Annotated in this window: 10 protein-coding genes; 3 read left to right on the top strand and 7 right to left on the bottom strand. The window is 71.7% G+C overall.

The window, feature by feature from the left end; all coding sequences use genetic code 11:
- Positions 1-138 precede the first annotated feature (138 nt).
- Entirely contained in the window at positions 139-927 is a 789-nt protein-coding gene (locus IEZ07_RS16695; RefSeq protein WP_191895586.1) for a PhzF family phenazine biosynthesis protein, read from the bottom strand.
- 210 nt (positions 928-1,137) lie between these two features.
- On the opposite strand from IEZ07_RS16695, the gene IEZ07_RS16690 reads away from it, so the two are divergent.
- Positions 1,138-1,518, top strand: a complete 381-nt coding sequence (locus IEZ07_RS16690; protein WP_231647566.1) for a cell division protein SepF — start codon at positions 1,138-1,140, stop codon at positions 1,516-1,518.
- Between the two features lie 103 nt (positions 1,519-1,621).
- On the opposite strand, the gene IEZ07_RS16685 is transcribed toward IEZ07_RS16690, so the two are convergent.
- From IEZ07_RS16685 to IEZ07_RS35725, 4 genes are all read right to left on the bottom strand, one after another.
- Positions 1,622-2,950: a hypothetical protein gene (locus IEZ07_RS16685; RefSeq protein WP_239321330.1), complete on the bottom strand. Its 1,329-nt coding sequence runs from the start codon at positions 2,948-2,950 to the stop codon at positions 1,622-1,624.
- Positions 2,951-3,096: 146 nt separating this feature from the next.
- The gene (argS, locus tag IEZ07_RS16680; RefSeq protein ID WP_191895585.1) at positions 3,097-4,833 is read right to left on the bottom strand and encodes an arginine--tRNA ligase; all 1,737 of its coding nucleotides are present in this window, start codon (positions 4,831-4,833) and stop codon (positions 3,097-3,099) included.
- 37 nt (positions 4,834-4,870) lie between these two features.
- A complete protein-coding gene (gene plsX, locus IEZ07_RS16675; RefSeq protein ID WP_239321333.1) occupies positions 4,871-5,857 on the bottom strand; it encodes a phosphate acyltransferase PlsX in 987 nt (328 codons plus the stop codon).
- 174 nt (positions 5,858-6,031) lie between these two features.
- The gene (locus tag IEZ07_RS35725; protein WP_275413890.1) at positions 6,032-6,166 is read right to left on the bottom strand and encodes a hypothetical protein; all 135 of its coding nucleotides are present in this window, start codon (positions 6,164-6,166) and stop codon (positions 6,032-6,034) included.
- A 147-nt stretch (positions 6,167-6,313) separates the two neighbouring features.
- On the opposite strand from IEZ07_RS35725, the gene IEZ07_RS16670 reads away from it, so the two are divergent.
- Together IEZ07_RS16670 and IEZ07_RS16665 are read left to right on the top strand one after the other, a co-directional pair.
- Positions 6,314-7,636, top strand: coding sequence for a KamA family radical SAM protein (locus IEZ07_RS16670; RefSeq protein WP_191895583.1), 1,323 nt, complete (start codon positions 6,314-6,316; stop codon positions 7,634-7,636).
- 441 nt (positions 7,637-8,077) lie between these two features.
- Positions 8,078-8,857 carry a hypothetical protein gene (locus tag IEZ07_RS16665; RefSeq protein ID WP_191895582.1) on the top strand — a complete coding sequence of 260 codons (780 nt, stop codon included), beginning with the start codon at positions 8,078-8,080 and terminating at the stop codon, positions 8,855-8,857.
- A gap of 104 nt (positions 8,858-8,961) precedes the next feature.
- Here the strand turns inward: IEZ07_RS16665 and IEZ07_RS16660 are convergent, their stop codons facing one another.
- Together IEZ07_RS16660 and IEZ07_RS16655 are read right to left on the bottom strand one after the other, a co-directional pair.
- The gene (locus IEZ07_RS16660) at positions 8,962-9,123 is read right to left on the bottom strand and encodes a hypothetical protein (RefSeq protein WP_230883993.1); all 162 of its coding nucleotides are present in this window, start codon (positions 9,121-9,123) and stop codon (positions 8,962-8,964) included.
- A 331-nt stretch (positions 9,124-9,454) separates the two neighbouring features.
- Positions 9,455-9,979, bottom strand: coding sequence for a YbhB/YbcL family Raf kinase inhibitor-like protein (locus IEZ07_RS16655; RefSeq protein ID WP_191895581.1), 525 nt, complete (start codon positions 9,977-9,979; stop codon positions 9,455-9,457).
- Between the last annotated feature and the right edge of the window lie 39 nt (positions 9,980-10,018).

The following is a 10,018-nucleotide window of genomic DNA, read 5'->3' as shown; positions in this document are numbered from 1 at the left end:
AGTGAGGGCCGTCCTTCGGGGCGGCCCTTTCTTGTTTTCGCGGGGTGTTTCCGGGGTGGTGTCCCGGGGCCTGGGGTGGTCCCGGGACGGGGTGGGCCGTCCTTCGGGGGGCGGCCCTTCTTCCGGTCCCGGGTGTCCTCAGGCGTGGAGTTCGCCGGAGAGCACGGTCACCGCTCGTCCTGTCAGCTCGACCCGATCGCCGCGCACGACCGTACGGATCTCGCCGCCCCGTTCGGAGAGCTGCCGGCCGACGAGAGCGTCCCTGCCGATTCTGGCCGACCAGTAGGGGGCGAGGGCACAGTGCGCCGATCCGGTGACCGGATCCTCGGGGACGCCGACTCTGGGGGCGAAGAAGCGGGACACGTAGTCCGCGCCCTCCTCCGCGGATTCGGCGGTGACGATGACGCCACGGGCGTCCACGGACGCGAGGGCGGCGAAGTCCGGCGAGGCGGAGCGCACGGCCGCCTCATCCTCGACCTCGACGAGGTAGTCCCACTCGTTCCTGCCGATCCGGACCGGCGTGACGCCGAGCGCCTCGACGAGGCCCTCCGGAGGAGCGGCCTCCACGATGGCCTTCGCCGGGAAGTCCATGGTGAGCAGACCGTCCTCGTCGCGGGTCACGGAGAGGATGCCGCTCTTCGTGAAGAATTCGAGGGTCTCCGAGGCGGCTCCGGTGGAGTAGAGCACGTGCGCGGCGGCGAGCGTGGCATGCCCGCAGAGGGCGACCTCGGCCGCCGGGGTGAACCAGCGCAGGGAGTAGGGGCCGCCGTTCGCTCCGGCCAGCACGAAGGCCGTCTCGGAGTGCCTCATCTCGGCGGCGACGGACTGCATCCACGCATCGGGCGCCGGGTCGTCGAGCAGGCAGACGCCTGCCGGGTTGCCACGGAAAATCCGGTCGCTAAAAGAGTCGACAGTGTAGATGCGCATGACGAGATACTAGGGGGGTCATCGACGGGGGATTGAAGGCAGGCCTGGGGGGCAGGCAGGCCTTGACGTTGACCGTACGAATTGGAATTACACGCTGGGCGTGTCGCGTGGCGAACTTCTGGGCGTCGGCTAGCGTCAAAGGTGTAGGGACACACGCCGGACGAGGCGGAGTCCTGCGGAAAGGACGTGCCAATGGGGGCAGTGCGCAAGGTGGCGACATACCTTGGCCTGGGCGGGGCAGAGCATTATGACGACTCCTACGACTACGAGTACGAGGAAGAGATCGAGGCCGAGGACGAGAACTGGCGGCCGGCTTCCGAGCGTGCGGCCAAGCGCTGGCGTGCGGTGAGCGAGCCTTCGAGGATCGTGATGCTGACGCCGCGCAAGTACAACGATGCCCCCATCATCGGACGGCACTTCCGTGAGCGGCAGGCCGTGATCATGGATGTCAACGAGATGACCGCTGCGGAGGCGACGCGGATGGTCGACTTCGCGGCGGGACTGGCCTACGGCTGCGAGGGCCGCATCGAGCGGATCGCGGAGAAGGTCTTCCTGCTGGCCCCGGCCGATATGGAGATCACCAGCGGCTGACCCCCGACGTGAGACCGTCGCCGTCCCCTCGGGACGGCGGACCCCCCATTCCGCCCCCGCCGCGGTCTCACGTCACCGGTCTCCTGCCCGGACGGGTCCCGGGTCAGCCTGCCCGAGGACCGCGCCGCAGCAGGCGGGTCAGCTCGGTCAGATCAGAGGAGGCGGTCTGCGCGCGCTTCTCCGCCTCGCGGGCGTACTCGTGCAGGGCCCACACGGCTCCGTCGGCGAGTTCGCGTAACTCGGCGAGTTGGGCCGCGACGTAGTCGGCGTCCTCCTGCTCGCGTGCACGCCGCTGCCAGAGCAGGTAGGCGCCCCCCGCCGACAGCAGGAGCGCGAGCGCCGCGGCCGGGAGCGGCGCCGGGACGAGGAAGGCCGCGGCCACGAGCACCGCGCCGAGAGCGAACAGGGCGTAGGCGGGCCAGGGGAGTCCTCGGGGCGGGACGCTCTCGGCCACCAGGTGTTCTTCGGCGGTGGCGAGCGAGGCGGGGTCGGGGCCCTCCGGGCGAAGGGCTACGTCGTGCCCGAGCAGGGAGACGGTGACCGCGGAGGGCGGGGCGGCCTGGGTGGCCTGGACGAGTTCCTCGGCGGCGCTCCGCACGGCCGGTGCGGCCACGTGCAGGGCGATGGCCGCGAGCCGGGGGTCGGATCCGGGGCGCAGGTCCGCCAGGAGGTAGTCGGTCAGGGACAGCGCCCGGCCGCCGGTCTCGTCGGAGACGATCAGCCGGCGCAGCACCGCCGCCGGTTCGTCCTCGGTGCCCGCCGCTCCGGGGCGGTGGGGCGTACCACCGGTGCCGTCACCTCGCTCCTCGCGGACCGAGGTGATCTCGACGCAGCGGCTGCGGAGCCGGGCCAGCTGGATGGCAGCGTGTACGGGCCGGGCCAGTTCGGGAAGCTGGGCGATCTCCGGGAAGTCGGCCAGCGACGGGGGGACCACGATCGAGGGTTCGTCGGGGGCCAGGGCGCGGAGCCAGCGGGCGGGATCGGAGTCGGCGGAGAGGGAGAACGCGTCGAGCTTGCGCAGCACGAAGATCTTTCCCGCCGGGCCGTACGCGCCGCGGGCGGCGGTGAGCCAGAGGGCCCGCTGGCCCGGGGTGACGGGCCGGTCCATGGAGAGGTCGCCGAAGGCGGTGCCGAACCAGGAGGCGTGGATGCGGTCTCCCTGGCCGGCGGCGGCGAGGGCGAGGCAGAGGAAGAGCGCGGTCCTGCGCTCGTCGCACTGGGCGGCGCGGCCGAGGGGACCCAGCGCGTCTTCGCCCCGGGAGAGGGCCGCCAGGGCTTCGACGGCCGGGGGCAGCCAGTGGCCGGGCGCGTCCGTTAGCTCCCGCGGCGGTGGTGCCGGGAGTGCGTCGGTGGAGAGACTCGCCAGGAGTGCGTCGGCATAGCGGTGCAACTCCGCCCCGGCGTGGGGGGTCGCGGTCAGGTCCGTGCTCAAGGGCGGGGAACTCTTTCGAAGTCGTGACCGTTGACCGCGCCAGCGTAGTCCGCTGCGGAGATCACCGTTGGGAGGCGCGCCGTACCGGTCTTTGCCGGACGATCACCTGGATTTGACGAATCCGGGTGATCGTCCGGCGGACGGGGTCACATGCGCTCGGGCACCGGGACGCCGAGGAGGTCGAGCCCGGTCTCCAGCACGCGGAGGGTGAGGGCGCACAGCGCGAGGCGCGAGGCGCGGGTGGCCTCGTCGACGCCCTCCTTCAGGACCGGGCAGTTCTCGTAGAACGCGGTGAACGCGCTGGCGGTCTCGAAGAGGAAGGTGGCGACCTTGTGCGGGGCGGAGCCCTCCGCCATCTCCTCGACGGCCGCGCCGAACCCCAGCAGTCGCAGGGCCAGGGCGCGCTCGGCCGGGTGGCCGAGGACGATCGGGCCGGTGGCCTCCGCCGGGGCGGCGCCGCCCCTGCGGAAGATGGAGCGGATACGGGCCGTGGCGTACTGCAGGTAGGGGCCGGTGTTGCCGGTGAGGGCGAGCATGCGGTCGAAGTCGAAGACGTACTCGCTGTCGTGGCTGACCGACAGGTCGGCGTACTTGACCGCGCCCATGCCGACCGCGTGGGCGATCTCGGCGCGGGCGGCGTCGGCGTAGTCGCGGTCCGCGATCACGGCGGCGGCGCGGACGTCGGCCTCGTCGAGCAGCTCCAGCAGCTTGATCGACTTTCCGCTCCGGGTCTTGAACATCTTGCCGTCGCTGCCGAGCACGCTGCCGATCTGGACGTGTTCGGCGCGGACGTGGTCGGGCAGCCAGCCCGCGATCCGGGCCGAGTCGAACAGCATCGACATGTGCAGGGCCTGCGTCGCGCCGATCACGTAGAGGATGCGGTCGGCCTTGAGGTCCTGGACGCGGTAGCGGATCGTGGCCATGTCGGTGGTGGCGTAGCCGTACCCGCCGTCGCTCTTGCGGATCATGAACGGCAGCGGCTGGCCCTCCCGGCCGGTGTAGCCCGGCGGGAAGACACAGAGCGCGCCGTCGCTGACCACGGCGATGCCGCGGTCCTGCAGCTCGTCGCAGACCTGGGAGAGCATGGCGTTGTACATGCTCTCGCCGGCGATGTCCTCGTCGGTCAGGGTGACGCCGAGCCGGTGGTAGACCTTGTTGAAGTAGCGGACCGTGGCGTCCATGAACAGGTGCCACAGGCGCATGGTCTCCGGCTCCTCGGCCTGGAGGGTCACGACCCGGGCGCGGGCGCGCTTGTTGAACTCCGGATCGGAGTCGAACTTCACGCGGGCGGCCTGGTAGTACTCGTTGCCCTCGCCGGCTTCGAGCTGGGCGACGGCGGCCTCCTCGCCGATGTCCAGGAGGTGCTCGATGAGCATGCCGAACGGGGTGCCCCAGTCGCCCAGGTGGTTCTGCCGGACGACCTTGTTGCCGAGGTGCTCGTGCACCCGGACCAGGGCGTCGCCGACGATGGTCGTGCGCAGGTGGCCGACGTGCATCTCCTTGGCCGCGTTGGGCGCGGAGTAGTCGATCACGACGGTCTGCGGCGCGGACGCCGCGGCGACGCCGGTGCGCGGGTCGGCGAGGATCTCGGCGGCCTGCGCGGCGATCCAGGAGTCGTCGAGCGTGATGTTGAGGAAGCCGGGGCCGCTGACCTCGACGGTGCCGGGGAACGCGGTCTTCGCGGTGAGCCGATCGGCGATCTCCTGGGCGACCTCCCGCGGGGCACGTCGCAGGCGCTTGCTCAGGCTCATCGCGACGTTCGCCTGGTAGTCGGCGAACTGCGAGGGGCGGATCAGCGGGTCTGCGTCGGAGTACTCGGCACCGAAGGCGGCGGCCAGCGCCTGCTGGACGCGCTCGGTGAGGACGAGCTGCGGGTCGGTCATGTGCCAAGGATATCGGTAGTGCCGCCGTGGCTCCGGGTCACCAGAGGCGGTGCGGCCGGTGTGCGTGGCCGAGGCGTTCGCCGATGCGGGCCACCACGCCGCGGTGGGCCAGCGCGGCGGCCAGCTCGCAGGCGGCGCTCACGCCCGGCGCCTGCGAGGCCCCGTGCGCGATGACCACGGTGCCGTTCAGCCCGAGCAGTACGGCGCCGCCGTACGCCTCGGGGTCCAGCCGGCGGCGGAGCTCCATGATGCGCCTGCGCTGCAGCAGCCCGCCCAGCCGGGCGGTGCGGCTCTCCTGGATCGTCTCGCGCAGCTCGGCGAAGGCGTAGCGCACGCTGCCCTCCATGGTCTTGAGCGCCACGTTGCCGGTGAAGCCGTCGGCGACGATGACGTCCACGGCCCCGGTGAGCAGGTCGTGCCCCTCGACGTTGCCGGCGAAGTCCAGGCCGGAGGCGGCCGAGAGCAGTTCGTGCGCCCGTTTGACGAGCTTGTTGCCCTTGCCGGGTTCGCTGCCGATGGTCAGCAGGCCGATGCGGGGCCCGGTGATGCCGAGCGCGGTCTCGGCGTAGGCGGCGCCGAGGTGCGCGAACTGGACCAGCATCTCGGGCTTGACCTCGGCGTTCGCTCCGGCGTCCAGGAGGATGGAGGGGCGCGGGCGGGTGGGCAGGGCCACCGCGATCGCGGGGCGGAGCACACCGGGCTGTCCCTTGAGCCGGAGCTTGCCGGTGGCCACCACCCCGGCGGTGGAGCCCGCCGAGACGACGGCGCACGCGTCGCCGCGCCGTACGAGGTGGCAGGCGACGGCGATGCTGGAGCGGGGGCGGCGCAGGCTGGCGAGGGCCCCCTCGTCCATCGCCAGTGCCTCCTCGGCGCGGACGATCGGGATCTCGGCGGTCGCGCCGTGCCGGGCCAGCGCCTCGTGGATCGGGCGGGGCGCGCCGACGAGGACGACGGGGACCCCGTGTTCCCGGACGGCCTGCACGGCTCCGGCGACGATCTCGCCGGGGGCGTGGTCGCCGCCCATCGCGTCCAGCGCGACGGGAGCGCCGGAGACGTCGGCGGTGTCAGGCAAGCGGTCACCTCGTACGGGATGGGCCCCGCGTCGTAGGCGCCGTGATGCCGGGCGGCGGTCACCTCGTGCGGGGCGGGATCCCCGCATCGTAGGCGTCGCCGCCGGGTGTCACACAGGCGGGGGCGATCAGGGAGCGCTCGGGATGTTCCAGTCGGTTCTCTCCCGGGAGACGACGACCTTGCCGGAGGTCACCCGGTCGGTGACCTGGAGGACCGGGCCGCGGAAGCGGGAGCGGTCATGGCCGAGTCTAGACGAGATCAAGATATATCGCGATGGATGTGCCTGTGAGTTCGGTATCGGATGGAACCGATTCCGGGTGTGGAGGCGTCCGGTGTGTAAGCGTTCTCGACGCGCGGGTGTCCGAAGAGGTTTACGTGAGGAAGATTAAAAAACGAGAGGAAACACTTAGTGATCTTGAAAGAGACGTCCACCCGGGGGTTCCGCGCCTACACGGCGAAACACCTCGACGACCTGCTGCGGCGGGCCGGCCTCGACGAGGATGAGCGGCTCCGGATCCGGGCGGTGGCGACCGTGCTGCCCTTCCGCACCAACGCCTACGTGGTGGAGGAGCTGATCGACTGGTCGGCCGTGCCCGAGGACCCGATCTACCGGCTGGTCTTCCCCCAGCCCGACATGCTGCCCGCCGCGGACGTCGCCCGGCTGGCGGGCCTGCTGCGCGACGGCGCCCCGAACGCGCGGCTCCAGGCGGCCGCGAACGAGGTGCGGGCGCGGCTCAACCCGCATCCGGCCGGGCAGCTCGACCTCAACGTCCCGCGTGTCGGGGCCGAGCCGGTCCCCGGGATGCAGCACAAGTATCCGGAGACGGTGCTGTTCTTCCCCAAGCAGGGCCAGACCTGCCACGCCTACTGCACCTACTGCTTCCGGTGGGCGCAGTTCATCGGGGAGCCCGACCTGAAGTTCGCCTCCGACGACGTGACCGCGCTGGTGGCCTACCTGCGGGCCCACCCCGAGGTGACCAGCGTGCTGCTGACCGGCGGCGACCCCATGATCATGGGCGAGGCGGTGCTCCGCCGCTACGTGGAGCCGCTGCTGGAGGTCGAGCAGCTGGAGTCCGTCCGGATCGGCACCAAGTCCCTGGCCTACTGGCCGCAGCGGTTCGTCTCGGACCCGGACGCCGACGACACGCTCAAGCTGCTCGCCTCCGTGGTGGACGCGGGCAAGAACCTCGCCTTCATGGCCCACTTCTCCCATCCCCGGGAGATGGACTCCCCGCTGGTGGAGGCGGCGGTGGCGGGGATCCTCGGCACGGGGGCGGTGATCCGCACCCAGGCGCCGCTCATCCGCACCGTCAACGACGACCCGGCCGTCTGGTCGTCGATGTGGCGTCGGCAGCACGTGATGGGCATGGTGCCGTACTACATGTTCGTCGAGCGGGACACCGGGCCGCAGGACTACTTCGCGGTGCCGCTCGCGCGGGCCCACGAGATCTTCCGGGACGCGTACGCGGACGTTTCGGGGCTGTGCCGTACCGTGCGGGGGCCGTCGATGTCGGCCACGCCCGGCAAGGTCTGCGTCGACGGCGTCGCGGAGGTCGCCGGGCGGAAGGTCTTCGTGCTCCACCTCATCCAGGCGCGCGACCCCGGGCTGGTGGGCAGGCCGTTCTTCGCCGAGTACGACCCCGAGGCGGTGTGGCTCACCGACCTGCGGCCGGCCTTCGCCGACCGCTTCCCCTTCGAACCGGCCGAGGCCGGGACGCGGCTGTCCGCCTGATCGCGTCCGGTCAAGCCGTTCCCCGGTGACGGGAAAGCCCGGGCCCGCGGTTCGCCGGAGCCCTTTTCCCGTCTCTTTCCCCGCGGTCCGCCCGGCGATCGGGAAGCCCCTTCCCGGCTTCCGGGATTTTTCCGGCGTACAGGAACCAAGGCGTTCTCTTTCATGGGGACATTTCCGTTTTCGTGGCCTCGCGGGACGGGCTCCCGGACCCTCACGTGCAGGTGGGGAGCCCTCCCGGTCCTTGCTTCAACAGGTGCTCTGGTCATCGTAAACAGGCCGGAACGCCCGACGCGGCGGTGATAGAAATTCGCAGGACAGCTTCCGGTCGGTGCACCCCCTGTAATCCTCTCAAACCGCGCCACCGGCGAAAACGGAGTCTTGGGGCCCGCGTTCTCTGAAATGTCAGGGAAAACGGGCTGATCACGAGCTGGGAAGGCAATCATGAAGCGAGTCATCAAGACGGCCGTGGCCGTTGCGGCACTGGGGCTGGCGGCGGCGATCTGCACGCCCGCCCAGGCGCAGTCGATCCCCTCCCTCGGCGGTCAGGACGCGACCGAGACCGTCTCCATGGCGATCCGGGGGCTCGCCGGCGGGCTCACCGGCGGTCGGCTGGACGGCCTGGCGGGGGGTCAGGGACTGGACGGCCTGACAGGCGGTCAGGGACTGGAGGGCCTGGCGGGCGGGCAGGGCGCCCCGCCGGTCACCGACGGAGTGTTCGGGAAGGCCTCGGCCGCCGTCGAGCGGCTGCTGGGCGTCCCCGCCGAGCAGCTGACCCAGGGGGGCGCCCCGCTGCGGGGCGTCACCGGTGAGGCGGGACCGCTGGCCGGGACCACCGACAGCGCCGGGCACCTCGTCGGCGCCACGAACGGGCTGACCCATTCCGGGGCGCGCTCGGTGGAGAACGTCCAGGGGACCGTGGAGGGCGCCGAGGGTCTCACCCACCAGCGGCCCCGGGTCGAGGGCCTGGTGGACGGCCTGAACCAGGCGGTCCCGCAGGGAGCCGAGCGGGCGGGCACCGTCGCCCCGCTCGTCGGCGGCCTGGCCCCGGCCGAGGCCGGCCCGCTCGTGGGCGCGGTCGAGCCGGTCACCCGCTCGGCCTCCATCGACGAGCTCTCGCCGCTGCTGGGCAACCGCAGCGCGCAGAGCGGCGAGGCGGCCGCCGGAACGCTCGACTCGGTGACAGGCGTGGTCCGGGGCGTCACGGAGAACCTCACCCGGTAGCCGCTTTCCGGACGCTCCGTACGGAGGTCCGGGCACACGCGCGAGGAGACCGGCCGGTGCGCACCGGCCGGTCTCCTCGCGTGCGGGGCCGGGGCGGGAACCGCTCAGCCGCCGGGGGTCCGGACGGATGTGCGGCGGGCGATCTGGGCCTGGAGCCTGGCCATCTGCCAGTGCAGCTCGATGAGCTGCTGGGTGAGCTGGAGATGGGGGATCTCGGACGGATCTTCTGCGGCCAGGTGGTCGATCGCGGTCGACAGCTCTCGCATCGCGTGCCCCCACTCCATCATCTTCCAGCGGCTTCTCGATTTTTCGCCCGGCAGGAGAACCGCTCACCTGTCACGGTTCCGCTGTCCGAAGCGGTCAGGGCTCGGCCGTCGCCCACCTCGGTGGAGGGAAGCGGGAAGCCGCTCCCTTGGGGGAATGGAGGAGTCACGACGGCTTCCTAGGTAGAATCCGTTGCTCGAACCGGCGTTCGAATCATAGCCGAACACCGGTCCCGGTGTCAGTCGATCGCCGCACGACTCGCCGTGCGGCGGCGCCGGACGGGTCCGTCTGCGGCCTCGTCGTATCCGGCGCCGCCGGAGGTGCCGACCGCGCTCAGCCCACCTCGTAGACGGGCGCGAGGTGGCCGCGGGCCAGGGTGTTGGCGGTGATGTTGAAACCGATCACGGCCGGCGGGGCGTCGGCGTCCACGCCGAGCTTCTCCACGCCCAGGGCGTGGACGGCGAACAGGTAGCGGTGCGGGTGGCCGGGCGGCGGGGCGGCGCCGCCGTACTCCTTGGTGCTGTAGTCGTTGCGGCCGTGCAGGCCGAAGCGGGTGTCGGCGGTGCCCGCGCCCCGGGGCAGCTCGGTGACGTCGGCGGGGATGTCGTACAGGAGCCAGTGCCAGAACCCGCTGCCGGTGGGGGCGTCGGGGTCGAAGCAGGTGACCGCGTAGCTCCGGGTGCCCTCCGGGGCACCCGACCAGCGCAGGTGCGGTGAGACGTTGCCGCCGGACATGCCCCAGCCGTCGAAGACGTGGGCCTCCGGCAGGGTCTCGCCGTCGCGGACGTCGTCGCTTTCGACGGTCAGGGCGGGGACGGGCGGCAGGAAGTCGTACGGGATGGGTGGCCGTGAGGACACCGTTCACCTCCGGTGGGAGCGTCGTTTCGGACGCTCCTC

Origin of the sequence: Planomonospora parontospora (genome assembly GCA_014647935.1) — a bacterium.
GTDB classification, from domain to species: domain Bacteria; phylum Actinomycetota; class Actinomycetes; order Streptosporangiales; family Streptosporangiaceae; genus Planomonospora; species Planomonospora parontospora.
The sequence above is the reverse complement of the archived record's forward strand: the minus strand, read 5'-3'. Positions and strand labels throughout refer to the sequence as shown.

What these genes read in the sequence shown, in the direction of transcription:
- IEZ07_RS16695 (WP_191895586.1), bottom strand. Translation starts at nt 927, where the DNA reads ATGCGCATCTACACTGTCGACTCTTTTAGCGACCGGATTTTCCGTGGC.
- argS (WP_191895585.1), bottom strand. Translation starts at nt 4,833, where the DNA reads ATGACCGACCCGCAGCTCGTCCTCACCGAGCGCGTCCAGCAGGCGCTG.
- plsX (WP_239321333.1), bottom strand. Translation starts at nt 5,857, where the DNA reads ATGGGCGGCGACCACGCCCCCGGCGAGATCGTCGCCGGAGCCGTGCAG.
- IEZ07_RS16665 (WP_191895582.1), top strand. Translation starts at nt 8,078, where the DNA reads ATGAAGCGAGTCATCAAGACGGCCGTGGCCGTTGCGGCACTGGGGCTG.
- IEZ07_RS16660 (WP_230883993.1), bottom strand. Translation starts at nt 9,123, where the DNA reads ATGCGAGAGCTGTCGACCGCGATCGACCACCTGGCCGCAGAAGATCCG.